Origin of the sequence: Pseudomonas sp. BGI-2 (assembly GCF_004310295.1) — a bacterium.
In the GTDB taxonomy this organism is placed as follows: Bacteria; Pseudomonadota; Gammaproteobacteria; order Pseudomonadales; family Pseudomonadaceae; genus Aquipseudomonas.
This window is the reverse complement of record NZ_SISB01000069.1, coordinates 1-17984: the sequence shown is the minus strand read 5'-3', so window position 1 is coordinate 17984 and position 17984 is coordinate 1. Positions and strand designations below refer to the sequence as shown.

Here is a 17984-nt window from a genome sequence, read left to right as displayed (position 1 = left end):
CTTGATCATCTTCACGACTTCCAGCTTGAAGCTGTCGTCGAATGTTCTGCGTTTGTCGGTCATGAAAATCTCCTCGATAGATGCATTTTCCACCTATCGAGGTGTCCGGGGAAATTAGACCACTACATCCAGCTTTACGTTAACCATAGTGAGGGTTTTTAATTCTACGGTCGGCTTAAGGGGTGCTGTTCGATTAAGCTATCAGGGCGATGCGGGTGGTCATCGAAAACGCCACAGCCTTGGCCTGTAGACCATCAGCAGTTAGCTCACGATGATCTTGCCGTTCGACACGATGTCTACGGTAGACATGAACTCAAGATCCCAACATGGGCGCGCACCGGGGCGAGCCTCTTCGATTGTTACCGTTCGAGCGCTCACAGTTTTCCAGCGAGGAGAGCATCTTAGGCAGCAGGAAAGGCAAACAGTGTGCCCGAGAAGACTGACCCCTATACGTCGAGGACGTTGACCTAAGCGAAGCGATGGGACTCCGCGCGCTTTTTGATTTCCTCGTGATACTTAGTCAACACCGCTGCCGCTTGAAGGCCGAATTCGCTTGCAAACTTTGCCTCGGCTAAACGGCTTTCCAGACCTTCGGAGGAGAGCGACTCTTCCCAGGTTTTGTGCAACACCCGGAGGTCTCTATCCAGAGCTATAGGCTCCTTGTTCTCGCCTTGTCTGCGCAGCTCACCAAGCGTGCAAACGACACCCTCATCACCTTCCCCGCGAGCAATTTCAGCAGCCTCCACTTCTTCAGCAATTAGTGTCAGGAGATTCCCCGAGTGGGCAGCAATGGAGTCCTCAAGCTCTTCCCGCAGTGCGGAAGCCTTTCCTTGAAAATCTCGGACGGTCTCTGCGAGGCCGGAACGCGCGGTGGTAGCCCGGATGTAGTCAAGCGAGTTACGCAGGGATTCAAGCTGCTCAAGAGCGCTGGTCAGGTCTTGGATGTGGTACGAAAACATAATATCTCCTTGGTTTGGATTGGTGGCAGTGCGGGGGAATCCAAACATTACCTTGCAGTGAGATTTTGTGCAGCTGCCCTGGCAATGCGCTGAGCGGTACGCATGGTGTACTCGCTGTCCTGGCAGGCCTTTGCTTGTCTCTTGGGTCCTGGCGGCGGACCATCGGTTTGCGGGTGATGATCTCGCCTGTAATCGGACCGGTGCGGTGAATGTCCCCGGTTCGAGATCGCCGTGGCGGAGTGTCAGGTTGAGTGGAATGCTGGTCATGGGCGCCTCTCGTGTTGTGTGGTGGCAACAGTGAGGGGTTTTACAGCGCTCCAGTAACCACACCCAGTGACTAATGTTATGTCTTAGAAGAGTGGCGAACGTGCGATTTCGATGATCTGAGGAGGCCAGAGAGGACGAAAGACCGAACTGTACGAGTGAATTATCAAGCTCCTACGTGAAAGAAACGGCCCCGCTGCCCCTGCGAGCCAATCAGATTTCACGTAGGAGCGCGCTACGAGCACCACGATCTTCAGTACAATCGGGTTGCTGGATCTCTCATCGTTATAATTGGCGGTCTTGGCAACTTGCTGCAAACGGAGGCCATAAAGACCTCTCAGTGACCCCGCAGTGAAAGGCTCAGAGGCAGCCACCAAACCCTCGCTTCAAATCAACTTGAATTCCGGTACATCCTTCACATACGGCTTAGGTTCAATATTATTTCTCGCGACAGATTCCGCAGTCCAAAGTCCTCGGGCTTCCCTTTCTTTTTTTATGATTGGCGTATACAGGTAATTCAAATTGGAGCGAATCGAATCCAGATTAGCTTTATCATCCTGAATACTATCAAATCGATTAACAATATCTTCACAGGGCCCAATCTCACACCCAACCCAACGCCGCCCCTTCAATTCAGCAACTACAAATGTGGTGCCTGAACCGCCGAAGGGGTCGAGAACCAGGTCCCCCTCATTGGTAGACATTTCTATTACCCTATCCAATAGCTTCACGGGCAGTTCATTTGCGCCCGTTCGTTTTTTATATTTCGCATGTCGAACCGGAGGAGTGTCTGTCCACACGTCGGTCAAACTGACTCCCTGCGGATTCATTTTATGCTTATATCCGCCATAGTCTTTTAGGTTGTCAAAGCAGCTTGGACAGGTTGGTGTTGGCAGCCTATCCGCAACCAATTTGTTTCCTTTCTCACCTTTAACGAAATACAACAACGAATAATGCGAAGGGTAAAGCCTCCCTTGTATCGGCAGACTATATTTGATATCAACAGCAATCCAGTGCTTAAACGTCAAACGGCCATGCAGAAACGAGCTGATATTGCTATTCCAAAGTGGTAGATTCCATATAAATAGTGCCCCACCCTGCTTTAACACTCGAATGCTTTCTTTAAGCCAGCTCTCGGTCCAACTTAAATACTCCTCCTCCTTGATGTTGTCATCCATATTGGAAGGATACAGCTTATCCAAATTAAACGGCGGATCAGCAAACACGAGATCAACCGAATCGCTCTCCACGGTCTTCAAAAATTGCAGACAGTCTTGTTGATACAAACTGCCAAACGGCGAACTAAACACGGGCTCCATCTTTTCAGGGCCAGCGTCCGCAACATCTTCAGCCCGACCTATCACGCCAAGCACCTGTTCCGAGTACTGCTGAATAAGTTCAATCGTCGACCGGTCAATCCGACCTATTTTCAACTTAAGCTCAAGCTCAGAAACTCCAAAAGCGTTCTGAATGAGCCTCAGGTCTTCACCTGACGGCAAAGTATTAGTTTTGTTGTAGTGATTGAAGCGAGCCACGGGAATACCCGCTTTTGCAGCAGCAACCTTAATTTCTTTTGAGGAATTGGAGTCAACACCTAATGCCTGAAAAAATTGGTTTGAATATCCCATTAAGTCTCTCTTAAGGTTCGTTTGCATAATCACCATCGCCAAATTCTACCACACACCTGGCAGCCGATTGGCTCAAGGTAACACATTATGGGACTTATAGGTCCCTCGAGTTCTGACCATCCAGTGATAGCTTGCTAACACCTTGAATGTGCTGGGAGCTTGAAATGGATCGGGTCAGAGCGAAGTGGATTTACCAAGTGCTTGGAGCACAACTCCGCCAATGCAGAAACAGTGCGGGAAAAAGCCAAGATGATGTCGCCACCGCGATAGGTGTGGATCGTAGACACTATGGCAGAGTGGAAAGCGGCCAGAGCAGATTGTCGATTGCCAGACTTATTGAGATATGCGAGTACTTCAAAGTCGATCCAGGCCCGTTAGTAACCCATTTGGTTGGGAACACACCATCATGAGAATAAATATCGAGCATGATGGTCAGTTTATTCCTGACATGATCCGAGATCGCGCCTTTGAAATCATCTCAAACTGTCTGAACAGCATAAGGACGTCACCGGCAGGTTTTATTGTAAATGACACGCTTCATTTCAGAAGACAGCGGAACAGCAATGTTACAGCTTGCGTAATGAACTCGGCCAATTTTATTTCAAGCCAATTTCAGCGTAACTTATCGCAAATACCGGGCTGCCGAGGTGAAACGAATATTGCAGGCCAAGACATTGACGGCATGATTGTTCAGCAATACACAGGCATTGGCTATCGAGTTAAAGACAAAAACAAACTACTTGAGGTACTTCACGACTACATCGTCCAGAAGAACCTTCCAGAGAGTGCTATTTACACTCTGTTCCCCATGTTTTATGGAATGTATGTACAGAATGCTTTTTACGATATTAGCCATCTGCCGCCAGAGGCAATAGAGCTTTTTGAAAGCGTACCGGTGGATGCACTATTTAGATTAGGCGTGGAATTTGAAACAGGTAACGTCGCGAGTTCATTTCGAGCCCTTAATAAATTATTTGTCCTATTCCAAGAAGGCCACATTGATGCTGGCGTTTTTGTGACAAGCACTGACAAATCAACTTCCGCCACAAGAATTTGGCCAGTATCTAATCGGAATGGGTCTTTTCAGGAACTACGCCAGCGCAATTACTTAGGGCAGGTCTCACTACCATTGCTTTGCGTTGGTTTTGCGCCGGACGGATTTGACAGCCAAGCGCAGTTCTTGGGTAGAGGAGGATTGCTTTACAGCCTACGACCGACTGGCACAAAAGATAACACGGGATGTTTTGACGTATTCATTGGAGAAGACGGGGAGGAAATCCTTCGCCCAGCAGGGATCTTCTAAATCTAAAATAAGATCATCTGAAAGGTCCCGACGTGTATTGACCGGTACAGTCGGGATTGCATTTTTCAGACAAAACTTTCTTGAACAAAAAAATCAACGACTGGAAGACTTATCAACCCCTTCTATAGGCTCGATTCGGCTACATCATGGTTTGCTTGTTAATAGCGCTGCCAGCATCTTAGCAAGAGCATCCACGGGGACCCCAGCGCCGTAGGTATCGAAGGTAATCGTGCCCGAAGCATGCCCCATCAGAGCTTGCGCATAGGTAGTCGGTACTCCTCGGGCCTGCATTAACGAAGCCAATGAGTGTGGCAACGAATGAAATACCAGACCGGGTCCAAAAGATTCCCCGAGGGCCTCTGGGATCGCTTGGCGGTTCGCCCAATCCCCCGCTGTCTTGTACCCGATCTGCGCCAATCTCTCTGACCCGCTGAGTTTGCAGGACTCGACATAACGTAAGAAGGCCGCAAGATCGAACCCATAGGCGCCATCAGTCAACGGCACCAATCGCTCACTGCGCTTGTTCTTAATGGACTTCCCTTCTCCAGCCTCATTGATGTGGATAGCAACGACTCCCGACTCAAGGGTCTGAATGTCGCTCGTGGTTAGCTGAGAGATTTCGTTGAGGCGCCCACCAGTGATAACCCCAAGACTTAGCAACCAGCGCTTCCACGAGGTCGCAGGGAGGTTGCTTGCGTAATCCATCACCTTGGCCACTTGAGCCTGTGAGAACGCCTTACGAGTCGACTCAAGGCCCTTGGTCAGCTTCAGCTTCTTGTCGTATGTTTTGACCAGATGACCATTCTCGACAGCCCACGCGAACACAGCTGACAGCTTCACGATCAACTTATTGACTGTGGATGCTGCCCGAGTTGCATGTAGGCGATCTCGCATGGCTACGAGGTCTGCCCTTGAGTGTTTCCGTAGGTCCAGGTCGCCCAGTTGCGTTGACAGCGTTTTATGACACAGCTTGGTTTCCTTGAGTGTCGAATCCTTCTGGTCTTGCCCACGGTCTGCCAGATAGAGCCCCGAGAGGGTCTCAAAGGTCATCGGCGGCGACGCTAATACAGATAGGGACGCAGGGATACTCTCCCCCATTTGCCCATGGTCGCCCTCAAGGTCCCGAATGATCTTCACCAATGGTACGGAGTCGCCTTGTAGTCGTGCCTGAGCAGCAGCCATCACCTGTTTTGCCCTCATTACATGCTCATGCTGATCGACACTGAGCGGCATCGTGGCGGCTATTTCGGCGAGGTTTGTCCATACGTCTTCGTAAAGGTCGCCCCAATCGCGCAAAGAATGGACGTCATGAGCGGACGACAGCAGGTTCTCAGCGAGCCACAGCAGATGTTCGCGAGGTTCACTAAAGGTGGCTTGCGGATGATCCAAATGGAATGCCTTGAGGGTTTCTGCGAGGCGGTGTGAAGCGTCCATAGCGGCTCTTCTATCAGAGGTCTTGAGGGAAACGGACGCAGTTCGGGTAGTGCTGCCGGTTTCGCGGAGGCGCAGATAATAAATGCCGTTGCGTCGATAGTGGTAGAGCTTAGCGAGCCGTGTAGTCGGCCTCAGATGAACGGCAAAACTTGTGACAGCACTTGTGACAGGACGATGCTCTGCAAGGATGTTCATGGCGGTTAGCCCCCGTATTCATTGGGTTAACCTTTCTTTCCTTCCAGTTCTGGATGTACTGCCGGGAGGACCTGCGCAAGCTCAAGCGGATTACCCTGTTGTGGGATTACATCCGCGCCGTCACTGAGCAGAATCAGGGTTTGTTGATGGGTGAAAGCCGGGAGATGCTGTTCGCCGATTAGTCGGCGCTCACCACGATCGATACTCGGCGGTTCTCGGTGCGGCCAGCCGCTGTGGTGTTCGACGTCACCGGCTGACTGCTGCCGAGACCGCGCTGCTGAATATTTTCTTCTTTCATTCCGACCGTGGTCAGGACCTTGCCGACGCTTTTCGCGCGACGCAGGGAGAGTTGTTCGTTGTAGGACTCTTTGCCCGAGGCATCGGTGTGACCGTCGACCCGCACTCGCTCGATGCCTACACCGAGCAATGCCTTGCCGATTTTTTGGACGATCTCGGTACTGGCGGTGTTGAGGCTGTCGTCGTCACTGCCAAACAACACTTTGCCGGATAAACCAAACGCCCAACCCTCATCGGTCAGTTCAAAACCTTGCTGTTTGAGTACAGCGATTTGCGCCGGGGTCAGGCCCTTTTGCGGTGCGGTCTGGCATCCGGTCAATGCCAGTACGGCCATGAACAAGGTGATCGAGAAAAATCGCAGGGAACGCTGGGTGATTAAGAACACAACTATTAGCTCCTGATTTGAACGTGGGCGATCGGGTGCTCCGACCCGGACGTGTGTTGTGCACCTCGGGAAAGGCGCTTGGCCTGGTACATCGCTGCGTCGGCGGCATTGAGCAATGCGCCCGGTGTGGCGCCATGATCCGGGTACACGGCAATACCGATACTGAGTGAAGTCGAGACCTGGGTATTACCCGGCAGCGGGATCGGCAGTTCCATGCTGGCGAGGATCTTGTCAGCAATCCGCTCGGCGTCCTCGGTTTTGTGCAGCGGCGTCAGCAGCACCGCAAATTCATCGCCGCCCAGACGGGCCACCAGATCCTCTTCGCGCAACTGCGCCCGAACCCTGCTGGCCACTGCAACCAGCACGGCATCGCCGGCGGCATGACCGTAGCTGTCATTGATTTCCTTGAATCGGTCGCTGTCGAGAAACAGCACGGCCACGCGCTCATTGAGCTTATGGGCATTGCGCAGCGCACGAATCAGACGGCCTTCGAAGAACGCCCGGTTTGGCAACCCGGTGAGGCTGTCGTGGCTGGCCTGGTGCGCCAGGGTTTCGTTTTCGCTTTGCAGGTGGGTTTGCCAGGACTCGAGCTCATCGAGCAAGGCATTGAAGTCGTTGCCAAAATTGTCGAGTTCGGCAATGTCGGCGGGCGGTACGCGCCGGTCGAATGCTCGATCGCTGCGAACGGCGTGGGCTACGGCGGCCAGGCTGCGCAGAGGCCCCGTGATCCCGCGAAGTTGTCGGCGCGCCAGATAGAGTGCGACCCAGGCGCTGATGGCCGTGCACAGAATAATGCCTATCAGGCCACTGAGCAGAAAGCGCATCAAGCTGCCACCATGACCGGTGAGCTGGATGCTGCCGATTTCCCGCCCTTGATGGACGATCGGCATGTCGATGGGTTTTTCCAGAAAGGTTTTGGCAATCTGCACTTCAAAATCGGAGAACAGCCCGGTTTCCGGTCGCTGCCAACGCGCCAGTAACCGGCCTTTGTCATCCAGCACCTTAGCGTCCGCGACTTCTTCAGTGGAGGCGATCAATGCCAGCGCCTCAGTGGCCGCTGCTTTGTCGTTGAACACCACCGCGGCTTCCACCGTGTAGTTGATTGAACGCGCGATCAAGTGCAGGTTGTGGTCGGCATACACCCGCAACGCCAACACACCCAGCAGTGTCAGCGAGATGCTGGCCATGGCCACGCCTACCAGGGCAACGATCAAGTGCCCGCGGCCGATGACCGAGCGCAAGGTTGGGCGACTACCCGGTTTGAATAGACTCATGGTGCCGCCGACTTGCGGCGGGACAATTGCAGCACGCTGGGGTGAATGCGCACACCGCTACGGGCGACGGAGTCGAGGTTGACCTCGAAAGACACCTGATCATCAGTGACCCTGAGGCAAAACAGGCTACCGACGGTGCATTGATCATCGCTTTCGCTGATGCTCAGGACCGGACGCCCTGTCAGCGAAGCGAAGAGTTGGCTGCGCTCGTCGCCGGTCAATGTGCCGATGTACACCGCATCGCATTCACCGACAATCGACGGGTTGTCGGCCAACAGCCGTCGCACGGTGACCGGCCGGCCAGTGGCCTGGGTCGTGCCCTTGACCAGGTCGTCGGTGTATTCGGTGGGGCCGACCACACACAGGCGCAGTTGCGCAGGCTCAACAGGCCAGCGTGCGTAACTGAGAATCCCGAGGACGACCTGGGTGACCGATCTGGCGCGTTGGTCGGCCATGCTCACCGGAGTTTCCGATTGAGCGAGCACAGCACCGTTCAGCAAGCAGAGAAGTCCCGCGAGCAGCACCTGCTTGCAGCCAACGACGCGCCCTGTCGTCCAGACAGCCACCTTCATGCAGGGATTCTCTTCGATATTACGAAATGATGCCGCAACGATAACATAGCGTTTAAACCCCAGCGAGGCTGGGCACTAAGGCACTTCGGACAGTTTCCGTCGTTCAGTGCCTCCCTTTCATTGGCTCGGTTCGATCCCATCGTCCAACTCCAGCATCAACCCGCTCAAGCGCTTGACCTTACGCCGCACAGCCTCCTCAAACACCCCGGCACGAGGTTCGATCAGGGTGAACCAGTTCTTGGCCCGGGTGATCCCGGTGTAGATCAATTCCTTGGTGAGTACAGGGTTCAGGGCATCCGGCAGCATCAATGCCGTATGGGCAAACTCCGAGCCCTGGGACTTGTGGACGGTCATGGCGTAAACCGTTTCGACATCATTCAATCGACTGGGTAGAACGAATCGCACGCCACCCTGGCCATCGTTGCGCGGGAACGCGACACGCAGCACGTGCTTCCCTGCTAGAGGCCCGTCACGTTCCGGCAGTTTGAGAGCAATGCCGATGTCGCCGTTCATCAAACCGAGGCCATAGTCATTACGCGTCATCAATACGGGTCGGCCTTCGTACCACTGCTGGTCGCTGTCGATCAGTCGAGCCTTGAGCAAAGCGGCAGTCACACGTTGATTCAACCCCTCCACGCCCCACGGCCCTTTGCGTACGGCGCATAACAATTGAAAGGCGTCGAAGGCTTGCAACACCTGACGCGCCCAATCGGTCCAGCGGGAATCTTCGAGCAGGCTGTCGAGCGGTGGCCGCTGGTTGCGAAGAAGGCTCAAGTAGTGGCGATAACCTTGCGGTCCGCCGCCATGGCCTTCGAGCAGCAAGCGTTCCAGCGTCCGGTCTTGCTCGCCCTTGAGGGCCAGGGAAAACACATCGTCGTGACTTCGAGCAGTCAGCAACTTGCGGGCTTCCTCCGGCTGCTGCTGGTTAACCCATCGGGCCAACTGGCCAATGCCGCTGCCCTCACCGAACCGACGTGAGTGGCGCAACATCACCACTTGCTGGGCCAAGGGGTGAGTTCCGCTAACGTCTTCCTGTAAACCGCTGGCCTCCAGGCTTTCACCGCTGACTGTTTCCAGCCACTGGCGGGTTTGCGGGCTGTACCAACCAGCCTCGGCGTCGCGGCAAAGATCACCCAGTACGGCGCCGGCCTCCACCGATGCCAACTGGTCCTTGTCACCGAGCAACACCAGCCGGGCATGGGCCGGCATCGCGTCGAGCAGGTTGGCCATCATTTCCAGGTCGATCATCGAGGCTTCGTCCACCACCAGTACATCCAGCGGCAAACGATTACCGGCATGGTGACGGAAGTGCCGGGTACCGGGGCGACTGCCAAGCAACCGGTGAACGGTGGTGACGTCAGACGGGATTTTTTCTCTTACGGTTTCTGCGACTTCCAGCGTCCGAACTTGCTGGCTGATGGACTCAGTCAGTCGTGCTGCCGCTTTGCCCGTGGGTGCGGCAAGACGGATGCGCAATGGTTTACCGGCCTCCACTGCCGGGGCCTGGAGCAATGCCAGCAACCGCACGACCGTGGTGGTCTTGCCGGTCCCTGGGCCGCCGGTGACGATACTGAATGCACTACGGGTAGCCAGGGCACAAGCGAGCTTTTGCCAGTCGATCACCTCGCCGGATTGGGCTGGACCGAACAAACCTGTCAGGCGTTGGAGTAAATCATTCGGCGTTGTTTCCTGTTCAGCCAAGCGCAGGCGCAGGGCGTTGTCGATGCGTCGTTCGTAAACCCAATAGCGGCGCAGGTACAGGCGCTTGCCCGATAAAACCAACGGCCGGGATTGCGCATCCTCACGACCATCGACGGCCAGCGCCACGAGACGGCTGGACGCCAGGACCCTGCACCAATGGGCGCCGTCCAGCGCTTCAAGCAATTGCGACGGCAACAACATCGCGCCACTTAGCAGATCGCCTTCGGGTGGCAACGATAGGGCGAAATCCGGCGCTTTGAGCGTCTCGAACAGGTCCAGGCAGACATGGCCGTGACCCAGTTGGTGACTGGTCAATGCGGCGGCGAGCAACACCAACGGATCATCGTCAGGAGCCAGTTCGTGGAGGAAGGCCACGAAGGCCTTGTCCAGCGCTCGCAGCCAGCCACGCGCCACCCAGCGCGTCAGCAACAGCAACAAATCATCGGCGCGACTCAGGGGCGCCAGATCCGCCAGGCTTTCGGCTGCCAATGGCGTGGGCAGCAAATCGGCGAAGGTGCGACTCATAGCAGTACTCCCTGTTCCCAGGCGGGTTCGGCCTTCGGTTCTGCTTTGCCCTGAAATAGACGATCCAGATGCTCGATCAGCTCTCTGGGTGGACGGGCGAAATACACGCCTTGGGTGGATGCCCGCGTGCCGCGCAAGAACAGGTACAGCGCGCCACCGACATGTTGGTCGTAATCGTAGTCGGCAAGCCGCGCCTTGAGCTGGCGATGCAGGGCCAGCAGGTACAACACGTATTGCAGGTCGTAACGATTGTCGAGAATCGACTGTTCCATGGCCTGTTCGGTGTAAGCCGCGTCATCGGGCCCCAGCCAGTTGGATTTGTAGTCGGCGACGTAATATCGGCCGTCGTGCTCGAACGTCAGGTCGATGAAGCCCTTGAACATGCCGTTGAGCAATACCGGTTCAGCGGCCACCCGGGCGACGCCGTTGTGGGTATGTTTGCGCACCAGTTCATCAAGTTTGAGCACGTCGACTTTATGACTGGCGAACCAGAATTCCATTTCGACGCGGTATTGGGTGAGCTGCTGGAATACGACCGGAGCTTGCCCCTCGCCGAGGTGCAACGAGGACTTGAGCAAGTGTTGCAGCCAATCGCTCAGCGTGGTGATCCAGCCTTCCCAGCCACGGCGATTGCAGCGACGGGCAATGGCGTCTTCCACGACTTGCGGAGCGGCAGAAAAACCTTCATCCCCAGCCCATTCCAGCAAACCATGAAGAAAGGTGCCGGGGTTAGGGCCGCGGGGGAATCGATGGATATCGGCACCACCGGCGGCCACTTCTCGTGGTGCCTCCGGATCGAGACGTTCGTCGTCAAAGAGCTTTTGCGCTTGCGGGTTCTCCGGGGCTTCGTCACTGCCAACGCTCAGACTGTCGCCGATGCGCAAGGCACTGTACGAGGCGATCCACCAGTTTTCGCTGGCCTTGCGCTTGGGTATCAGCGGCGCAAGCAACCTCGCGTCATTGCGTGGGGGATGGTAATGCTCGGCCGTTGCTTGCGGCATATCACCGTATAGAAGTGCCGGGCAGTCCTGTTGGAGGTCTTCGAGCCAACGCTTCAGCCCTGCGGACTCGGCCAGTGAGGCTCCGCCGCCCAGCAAGTAACCCAACGCAGAAAGGTGCAGCACCGAGCTGCTGTTATTGCCGCGCTTGAGATCAGTTACACCGAGCCAGCAGGCATGTTGCGCCCGGGTCAGGGCGACATAGAGCAAACGCAGATCCTCGGCCAGACGTTCATCATCGGCCAGTGCGATCAACTCGACCGTCGGCTTCAAGGTCACCTGCGCCTTGCCGTTTGCATCGTGATAATGCAGCGGCAAACGGCTGCCATCCACGGGTTTTGCCGAGCAGATGAACGGCAGAAATACCAAGGGATACTCAAGCCCCTTGGACTTGTGAATGGTCACGACCTTGACCAGTTGCTCGTCGCTTTCCAGACGCAGGATCTGTTCTTCGCCAGCCTGACCGGACAACGCCAGATGCTCGGACAAATGACGAATCAACGCTTGCTCGCCATCGAGCTCGGCAGCGGCCTGTTGCAGCAATTCGGACAGGTGCAGCAAGTTGGTCAGTACACGTTCGCCGTCGCTGCGCACGATCAGTGATCGAGGTAACTGGAAGTCATGCAGCAAGCGCCGCAGCATTGGCAGCACGCCTTGCTTGCGCCACAGCTCGCGATAACCGCGGAACTGCATGACCCGCGCCTCCCAAGCCAGCTCGTCCTGGTTCAGCCGCTCCAGCTCCGCCAGGGACAGGTTCAGCGTGATGCTGGCCAGCGCGGCTCGCAGCGGCCGCTCGACATCCGGCTCGGCGCAAGCTTTGAGCCAGGTCAGCAGGTCGTGGGCTTCTTGAGCGGCGAACACCGAATCCTTGTCCGACAGGTAAACGCTACGCACACCGCGTGCAGACAGTTCGCCGCGTACGGCCTGGGCTTCTTTGCCGTCGCGAACCAGGATCGCGATGTCCGCTGGCAGCAGGCCTCTGAAGTCTTTGTCCTTCTCTGTGAAACCTACCCGACCTTCTTGGCCGCCATTGAGTAATGCAGTGATTTCACTGGCGCAAGCAGCGGCTAGTTTTTGTCGGTACTCCGCGCCGGACAGTGGCTGATCGGCAGACAGGTGCCAGATGTTCAGGGCGGGCACGACCTGGCCATCGATGTGCAGAACTTCTTTGCGCCCTTGGGATTCGACGGGCAGAAACGGCACCGGGTTCTCACCGTTCTTTTCACGGAAGAGGAACGCACCTCGTCCCTGCTCACGAGACTCTGCGCGCTCGAACACATGGTTAACCGCTCTGACCATGCCATGGCTGGAACGGAAATTCGTACCCAGGGTATGCAGACGGCCAGCGGTGGCCTGACGGGCGCGCAAGTAGGTGTAGATGTCGGCGCCGCGGAACGCGTAGATCGCTTGCTTGGGGTCGCCGATCAGAAACAGCCCGCATTCGGGATTGTTGTCTTCGATGCGATAGATGCTTTCAAAAATCCGGTACTGCACCGGATCGGTGTCCTGGAACTCATCGATCAGCGCCACCGGAAACTGCTCGCGAATCAGGGTCGCCAAGCGTTCACCGCCATCGGATTGCAAAGCCGCATCAAGGCGCAGCAGCATGTCATCGAAGCCCATCTCCGCACGGCGACGTTTTTCTTCCTCGAACCGTGCGCCAACCCACTGAGCGGCATGTTGCAGAACGGCAGCGTCGGGGGTCGGTAATCCGTCGAGACTGGTTTTGAGGCCGGGCATGGCGTCCAGCCCCGGATGACTGGGGGCGTCGCCCTTCCAGGCTTCGGCCATGCCGTCAGGCGTCAGACGAGTGAAGCCCGTGCCAATATCCAGCTGCTCGAGGGACTCATCTTCGGCCCAGACTTTCAGTTTTTCGAACCAGGGTTCGAAGTAACGGGCCTGCATCTTTCGACCGTCGACGCTTTTGCTCGCAACACCTTGGTGACAGATGGCAAGCAGTTCATCCGCCCATTGGCGCCATGGCATCTTGAGTTCAAGCAAGGCTATTCGTCGTTCCTGCAAGCACTCGGTGATCAGCTCTGCAGGCTCTTTACCTTCAACGCTGTCACGCTCGCTGGCGAACAAACTGCGTACGCGCGGCAATAACGCCGCCGGCCCACCCCAATTACCCCGCACCCAGCTCAGCGCATCACCCTGCATCGGGTAGCAGAAGAGCCGCCAGTAATCGCGCAGGACCTCGCCCAGCAAATCACTGTGATCGGTTTCCAGGGTCTGGGTGAACAGGCTGCCACTGTCAAACGCGTGCTCGCGCAACATGCGCTGGCACCAACTGTGGATGGTCGAGACGGCGGCTTCATCCATCCACTGCGCGGCAATGTCCAGACGGTTTGCACAGCCGGACCACTGTTCGGGAAGGTACTGATCACGCAATTCAGCGATGAGGCTGTCGGGTGCCTCGGTCTCATCACGAAAGTATCGCGCCGCTTCGGCAAGACGGGTGCGAATACGCTCGCGCAGCTCTTTGGTCGCGGCATCAGTAAACGTTACAACGAGTATTTGCGGCGGCAACAGTTCACGTCCGAATCCACTCGATTCACCGCCGTGACCGAGGACCAGACGCAGGTACAACGCGGAAATGGTAAAGGTCTTGCCAGTACCGGCGCTGGCTTCGATCAGCTGGCTGCCGCTCAGGGGGAATGCCAGGGCCAGCGGCGTCTTCGTGGTCATGAGCGCGCCTCCTCGCTGGTCAATGAACGCCAGGGGGCTTCAAGCATCGGTTTGTACAATGCATTGCACCAATCGGGGAAGGTCTCGTCAGCAATCAGAGCATCGTAATCGGCGAACTGCCGGGCGAGTGCCGGGCTTTCGCGGCGCTCGCCGTCGGTGGTTTGACCGTCGCCTTCATAGGCCTTGCGGGCGGCGGCGTCGGCTTTGGCCGGGTCAGTTTGAGAGAGCCACGCGAAGGCGGTTTTCACGGCAATCGGAAGGGGTTGGCACATGCCCGTTTGCCAGGCTTGCAACAGGTTACTCAAGGCATGACGTGCTGCACCCTCCTCCAAAGGGGCTAGTAGCAGACTGTCGTCACTGGCCACTAACGCGGTGGTCATCGACATGCCGCTGGCGCAAGCGACCAAGTGATTGACCCAAGGTCGCGTCAGGCGATGCCACTTGCGGGTCTTGATCGAACCGATGCTGTTGGGAATCGTGGTGACCGACAGCAAGCCGCCGTCCGCACGTTGATGCAGGCCACTGAGCCAGCCTTCCAGGCGCAGACCTTCCAGTTCCAGGTTGACTGGCACCGCACTGGTGAGCGGTGTCGGCCACAACGCCAGGAGCTGTTGGTAACGCTGCAACAGATCCGGTAATGGCTCGATCAACTCTCGCTGCAGGCACTCGCCGAAACCGGCCATGGGCAAGAGCCCGCTGTTTTGCAGACGTTTTGCTTGGGCCTCAAGCGCATGAGCGGCGTTATCCAGTTGCTCGAGTGCCGCTTCGAGCAAGCTGTCACTGAGGCTATAGCGTTGGAGCGCATCGAGTACAAACGGCTCTTCATCGGCCAAGGGTGCTTCAGCCGCTTCGAAGAACACCTTGAGTCGCTGACTGAAAAAATGTCGCACGGGATTGCGCAGGAAATCCTGCAATTGACCAAGGCTTAGCGGCTCATCTTGAACATAGGCATCAAGGGCCTGGATATCAGCCGATTGTTCACCGGCCTGATGAAGCACCTGCCACTCACTTGCGAAGCTGAACAGGTCATCACCTTCATGAAAATAGCGGGCGCTGAAGGGTTGCAGTGGGTGTTCCTGAGTCATGGCTTCAAGCAGCTTTTCACTGTCGGCTTGTAATCGCCAGCCGCCTGCGAGGTGATCGCGGAGTTGGCCAATCAGTACCGAAGCGGGACGCTCACTATTGTCCCGAATGCTGCGGCCAACCCAACTGATATAGAGTTGGTCACGTGCCGACAACAGGGCTTCCAACAAGAGATAGCGGTCATCTTCGCGCCGGGAACGATCTCCCGGGCGGTAATCGCTGCCCATAAGATCGAAGTCCAGCGGCGGTTGCGCTCGCGGGTAATCTCCGTCGTTCATCCCGAGCAGGCAGACCAGTTTGAACGGGATCGCTCGCATAGGCATCAAGGTGCAGAAGTTAACCGCTCCGGCCAGAAAGCGTTGGGACAGGCGACCCTGGTCGAGGCCTGCCAGCCAGGCTTCGCGGACCACGGTCAACGGCAGCTCATCAAGCAAGCCCACTGACTCGCAAGTCTCGAGCCAGGTTTCCCGCAGTTCTTCGAGTTGGGCCAGCAAGTAGTCGTCATGCTCATTACTGGCCTGGAAGAACAGCTGCACCAACGCTTGCAACCGAATGCCCCATTGCTTGGGCGCGGCAGGTTGAGTCAGTTCCTGGTGGGCAATCTCCAACGCATCCAGCAGTGCGACCAAAGGACCGATAAGCGCAGCATCCAGACCGCCGATCTCGTCGTAAGGCTCGATGCCTTCGCAGGCAGTGGCGCTGCCGACGGCATAACCGAGCAGCATACGGCGCAGACCGAAACGCCAACTGTTTTGCTCCAGTTCCTCAGGCAAGCCCAAACCCGCGCGCTGCTCGGCATTCATGCCCCAGCGAATACCAGCGCCTTCGATCCAACGGTGCAGGGTTGGCAGGTCACGTTCCTCGACACCGAAGCGAGCGCGCAGTGCAGGAACATCCAGCAGATCGAGGATCTCGCTGACGGGGAAGCGGCTGTCGGGCAGCTTGAGTAGATGTTCGACAGCAATCAGCAGTGGATCGCGACCGCGCTGGCCTTGATCCGCGAGTGTGAAGGGAATGAAGCGCGGATCGAAGCGATCAAGTTGACCGAATACTGCACGGATATGCGGTGCGTAGCTGTCGATGTCCGGGACCATCACGATCACGTCGCGTGGCTTCAAGTCTGGATCAGCACTGAAGCGTGCGAGCAACTGATCGTGGAGGATCTCCACTTCCCGCTGGGCGCTATGGGCGATGTGGAAACGAATCGACTCGTCCTGATGCAGATCGATAGCCGGCCAGCGCTCGCGAGTTTCGTTCAGGGGGCGCAGTTCAAGGATGTCGTCCTGCAGCTGGTTGAGCATGTTCTGTGGCTGGCTATCGCTGAACAAGTCGATGCGCCCATCGCGAAATGCCGAGCGGTAGCTGTTTGGATCGTCGTAGCTGTCGAGCAGATTGATGTAGTCCCGCCCCTGCTTGCCCCATGCCGCCAATAACGGGTGAGCATGTTGGTGAAGGGATTGCGGATCGAGCACAACAGGCATGCCGCTCTTGCGAGCCTGGCGCTTGTATTGATGCCGCAGCAGGTCTTTATCGGCGACGATGTCTGCCCAATGGTGACGACATGGGTTGTGTACGCAAAGCAGAACCTGGCTGAATCGCGCCAGTCCGGCGAGAGCTTCCAGAGCTTGTGCCGGGAGAGAGGAGATCCCGAAAACGATCACCCGAGAAGGTAAACCACTGGGTGCCACGTCGAGGCTGTTGATACGTTCGATGAACCGTTGATGAACACCGGCACGACTTTGCGCCATGCCTTGCTCACCCACATCCAGCAACAGAGCGCGCCATAACTCTGCCTGCCAGCAGTTGGCCGGGGTAAGGGGTTTGGCTTCGCCTCTGCCGTTTCGCAATTGATGACGACCTTCTGCCCAGTCTTCGAGCCAGTCGGCCCGGTATACCTGGTATTGGTCGAACAGGTCCGCCAGCCGCTCAGACAACTGATAGCGCTTGCGTAGATCGGTGTCGTTGGTAAGGAAGCGTTGCAGCGGTTCGAAATGTGGTTGATTGATCAGTTGCGGAAACAGACGCATCAGACGCCAGGTCAGAGGGGCCTTGTCGAGCAGGGATTTGACCGGGATTTCATCACGCCCAAGAACCATGCGATAGAGCTGCCACATGAAGCTGCCCGGGAGTTGAACGTCGATCGCTGCCGCAATTCCGCAGCCGCCCATGTCATCGTCTTCCGGGTCTTCGGCCAGAGCCAGCTTCAGCCACTGGGCGATACCGTTACTCTGTACCAAGGCGATTTCATTTTCCAAGGGAGCCAGTGGGTAGCGCCGCATCCAACTGACCACTAGGCTACGCAACTCGTCCAGGCGATTACCGTGAACCACCATAAAACCAGCACTGAGGGACGTCGCGTCCGGCATAAGGGCTTCCTTGGGAAAATACAAAAGCTAGGGCCGAACCTTAGCATTGTCGGGAGACTGTGACAGCCGGGACCCGTCCGATGTTGCTGTACGAACTTTCCTGCGGACAAAACAAAACCCCAACTGCTTTCGCAATTGGGGTTTCGGAATTTAATCTTGACGATGACCTACTCTCACATGGGGAGACCCCACACTACCATCGGCGATGCATCGTTTCACTGCTGAGTTCGGGATGGGATCAGGTGGTTCCAATGCTCTATGGTCGTCAAGAAATTCGGTAGCCAGGTCGTGGGCCTTTTCAGGTTCACGCTC

At 56.5% G+C, this 17984-nt stretch carries 11 protein-coding genes, 1 rRNA gene and 1 pseudogene; 3 read left to right on the top strand and 10 right to left on the bottom strand.

The genetic code is table 11. The features are described from left to right. Nucleotides 1-467 precede the first annotated feature (467 nt). Both EYC95_RS29150 and EYC95_RS29145 read right to left on the bottom strand, forming a co-directional pair. A complete protein-coding gene (locus EYC95_RS29150; protein ID WP_131063402.1) occupies nucleotides 468-959 on the bottom strand; it encodes a hypothetical protein in 492 nt (163 codons plus the stop codon). Between the two features lie 650 nt (nucleotides 960-1609). Beyond that, nucleotides 1610-2887: a site-specific DNA-methyltransferase gene (locus EYC95_RS29145; protein WP_256657019.1), complete on the bottom strand. Its 1278-nt coding sequence runs from the start codon at nucleotides 2885-2887 to the stop codon at nucleotides 1610-1612. Between the two features lie 110 nt (nucleotides 2888-2997). On the opposite strand from EYC95_RS29145, the gene EYC95_RS31135 reads away from it, so the two are divergent. Beyond that, nucleotides 2998-3261 (top strand): helix-turn-helix domain-containing protein, encoded by a 264-nt coding sequence (locus tag EYC95_RS31135; RefSeq protein ID WP_131063401.1) that lies wholly within the window; start codon nucleotides 2998-3000, stop codon nucleotides 3259-3261. Continuing rightward, on the top strand, nucleotides 3258-4154 hold the full coding sequence (locus EYC95_RS29135; protein ID WP_131063400.1) for a hypothetical protein: 897 nt from the start codon (nucleotides 3258-3260) through the stop codon (nucleotides 4152-4154). The genes EYC95_RS31135 and EYC95_RS29135 overlap by 4 nt, the downstream gene beginning before the upstream one ends. Before the next feature lie 144 nt (nucleotides 4155-4298). Here the strand turns inward: EYC95_RS29135 and EYC95_RS29130 are convergent, their stop codons facing one another. Next, the gene (locus EYC95_RS29130; RefSeq protein ID WP_256657018.1) at nucleotides 4299-5783 is read right to left on the bottom strand and encodes a tyrosine-type recombinase/integrase; all 1485 of its coding nucleotides are present in this window, start codon (nucleotides 5781-5783) and stop codon (nucleotides 4299-4301) included. Between the two features lie 41 nt (nucleotides 5784-5824). Between EYC95_RS29130 and EYC95_RS29125 the strand changes: the two are divergent. Then, nucleotides 5825-5965 (top strand): annotated as a pseudogene (locus tag EYC95_RS29125) (LysR family transcriptional regulator); the annotation flags it as partial. Here EYC95_RS29125 and EYC95_RS29120 read toward each other — a convergent pair. The 7 genes from EYC95_RS29120 to rrf all read right to left on the bottom strand — a co-directional run bounded on the left by EYC95_RS29120 (nucleotide 5962) and on the right by rrf (nucleotide 17942). Next, nucleotides 5962-6465 (bottom strand): OmpA family protein, encoded by a 504-nt coding sequence (locus EYC95_RS29120; RefSeq protein ID WP_178083861.1) that lies wholly within the window; start codon nucleotides 6463-6465, stop codon nucleotides 5962-5964. The pseudogene EYC95_RS29125 and the gene EYC95_RS29120 overlap by 4 nt on opposite strands. A gap of 5 nt (nucleotides 6466-6470) precedes the next feature. Then, a complete protein-coding gene (locus tag EYC95_RS29115) occupies nucleotides 6471-7739 on the bottom strand; it encodes a diguanylate cyclase domain-containing protein (RefSeq protein WP_131063399.1) in 1269 nt (422 codons plus the stop codon). Continuing rightward, nucleotides 7736-8311 (bottom strand): YfiR family protein, encoded by a 576-nt coding sequence (locus tag EYC95_RS29110; RefSeq protein ID WP_131063398.1) that lies wholly within the window; start codon nucleotides 8309-8311, stop codon nucleotides 7736-7738. Before EYC95_RS29110 ends, EYC95_RS29115 begins: the two co-directional genes overlap by 4 nt. Before the next feature lie 117 nt (nucleotides 8312-8428). Next, nucleotides 8429-10537 carry an exodeoxyribonuclease V subunit alpha gene (gene recD / locus EYC95_RS29105; protein ID WP_131063397.1) on the bottom strand — a complete coding sequence of 703 codons (2109 nt, stop codon included), beginning with the start codon at nucleotides 10535-10537 and terminating at the stop codon, nucleotides 8429-8431. Continuing rightward, entirely contained in the window at nucleotides 10534-14223 is a 3690-nt protein-coding gene (gene recB / locus EYC95_RS29100; RefSeq protein ID WP_131063396.1) for an exodeoxyribonuclease V subunit beta, read from the bottom strand. Before recB ends, recD begins: the two co-directional genes overlap by 4 nt. Then, the gene (recC, locus tag EYC95_RS29095; RefSeq protein WP_131063395.1) at nucleotides 14220-17672 is read right to left on the bottom strand and encodes an exodeoxyribonuclease V subunit gamma; all 3453 of its coding nucleotides are present in this window, start codon (nucleotides 17670-17672) and stop codon (nucleotides 14220-14222) included. Before recC ends, recB begins: the two co-directional genes overlap by 4 nt. A gap of 154 nt (nucleotides 17673-17826) precedes the next feature. Next, nucleotides 17827-17942: ribosomal RNA gene (gene rrf / locus EYC95_RS29090) — 5S ribosomal RNA — on the bottom strand. Between the last annotated feature and the right edge of the window lie 42 nt (nucleotides 17943-17984).

Coding starts and splice junctions, on each gene's coding strand:
- EYC95_RS29110 (WP_131063398.1), bottom strand. CDS start 8,311: ATGAAGGTGGCTGTCTGGACGACAGGGCGCGTCGTTGGCTGCAAGCAG.
- EYC95_RS29150 (WP_131063402.1), bottom strand. CDS start 959: ATGTTTTCGTACCACATCCAAGACCTGACCAGCGCTCTTGAGCAGCTT.
- EYC95_RS29145 (WP_256657019.1), bottom strand. CDS start 2,887: ATGGTGATTATGCAAACGAACCTTAAGAGAGACTTAATGGGATATTCA.
- EYC95_RS29135 (WP_131063400.1), top strand. CDS start 3,258: ATGAGAATAAATATCGAGCATGATGGTCAGTTTATTCCTGACATGATC.
- EYC95_RS29115 (WP_131063399.1), bottom strand. CDS start 7,739: ATGAGTCTATTCAAACCGGGTAGTCGCCCAACCTTGCGCTCGGTCATC.
- recC (WP_131063395.1), bottom strand. CDS start 17,672: ATGCCGGACGCGACGTCCCTCAGTGCTGGTTTTATGGTGGTTCACGGT.
- recD (WP_131063397.1), bottom strand. CDS start 10,537: ATGAGTCGCACCTTCGCCGATTTGCTGCCCACGCCATTGGCAGCCGAA.
- recB (WP_131063396.1), bottom strand. CDS start 14,223: ATGACCACGAAGACGCCGCTGGCCCTGGCATTCCCCCTGAGCGGCAGC.
- EYC95_RS29130 (WP_256657018.1), bottom strand. CDS start 5,783: ATGAACATCCTTGCAGAGCATCGTCCTGTCACAAGTGCTGTCACAAGT.
- EYC95_RS31135 (WP_131063401.1), top strand. CDS start 2,998: ATGTGCTGGGAGCTTGAAATGGATCGGGTCAGAGCGAAGTGGATTTAC.